The following is a 1,446-nucleotide window of genomic DNA, read 5'->3' as shown; positions in this document are numbered from 1 at the left end:
GAACCTCAAGCGCAGCGCGTCGTGCCTCACCTCCAGCGCCTGCACCGCGCGCTCCAGCGCCCTGTGGTTCAGGCGCCCATGCACCTTCAGCAGCACCACCTGGTTCCAGTGCGATTCCCCTTGCGGATAGCGCTCGAAGAACAGCCTCTGGATCGGCGTCAGCTCCAGCGCCGCGCCGTCGTCCACCTCCTGCACGCCGCCCGCCTCCAGCCGCTGCGCGCGCTGCGCCAGACCCGCCACCGTCGGATGCTCGAACACCTGCCGCGGCGTCAGGCGCCACCCCGCCTCGCGCGCCCGCGCGATGATCTGCAGGCTCTGGATCGAGTCGCCTCCCGCCTCGAAGAAGTTATCCGTCACGCCCAGATCGTCGCGCCCCAACACCGCCGTCCAGATCGACAGCAACACCGACTCCGCTTCGCCCGACGGCGCCACCCGCTCGCGGGTGCCCGCCTGCGGCGCCGGCAGCGACGCGCGGTCGAGCTTGCCGTTCGGCATCCACGGCAGCCGCGCCAGCACTGTCACCGACGACGGCACCATGTAGCCCGGCAGCTTTTGCTCCAACGCCCGTTGCAGTGACTCGCCATCCAGCGTCTGCTGCCCGTGCAGCCCGGTTTGTGCGTCACCCGACACATACGCCGCGAGCCGCTGCTTCTGCGCCTCGCCCACCACGATCACCGCCGCCTCGCGCACGCCCTCGCACTGCCGCAGCACCGCCTCGATCTCGCCCAGCTCGATGCGCTGCCCGCGCAGCTTTACCTGCTGGTCCAGCCGCCCGAGAAACTCCACCGTGCCGTCCTCGCGCATCCGGCACAGGTCGCCGCTGCGGTACACGCGCGAGCCCGGCGCTCCGTACGGGTCCGGCACGAACCGCTCCGCCGTCAGCCCCGCGCGTCCCAGATAGCCGCGCGCCACTGTCGGCCCACCAATGCATAGTTCCCCCAGCCCGCCCACCGGCGCTTCGTCGCCAAACGTATCGAACACGCGGGCCGTGCGTCCCGGATACGGCTGGCCGATCGGCACCGTAACCTGCTGCACGTCGTCGGCCTGCGTGCGCCGGTACAGCGCTGCGACCGTCGTCTCCGTCGGCCCGTACAGGTTGTCCAGCCGGATGTCCGAGAGCGGCCCCTCGCGCCAGCGCCCCAGCGCATCGCCCGGCAGCGCCTCGCCACCCACCGTCACCTGACGCAGCGCGAGCCGCTCACGCGGCGGCGCGTGGCGCTGCCACTGCTGCCACAGCGCGGTCGGAATGCGCGCGAAGGTCACCGCGCGGCTGACCAGCCGTTCGCTCAGGCTTTGCAGGTCCCATGGCTGCACGCCGCGCATCTCCACCGTCGCGCCGCGCAAGAGCGCCGGCAGCGTCTCGTGCAGCGCCACGTCGAAGTTGATCGTCGACGAGTGCAGCACCGTGTCCTCGTCGCAAATGCCGTAGGTCGCCAGGAAGTCCTG

1 protein-coding gene is annotated in these 1,446 nt (G+C 71.3%); it reads right to left on the bottom strand.

The annotated features are described in order from the left end of the window. The coding region (locus tag BLQ92_RS39115) for an AMP-binding protein (protein WP_143016759.1) at positions 1–1,446 on the bottom strand (1,446 nt) is incomplete at both ends.

This window comes from Paraburkholderia phenazinium, from assembly GCF_900100735.1.
GTDB lineage: Bacteria > Pseudomonadota > Gammaproteobacteria > Burkholderiales > Burkholderiaceae > Paraburkholderia > Paraburkholderia phenazinia.
The sequence above is the reverse complement of the archived record's forward strand: the minus strand, read 5'-3'. Positions and strand labels throughout refer to the sequence as shown.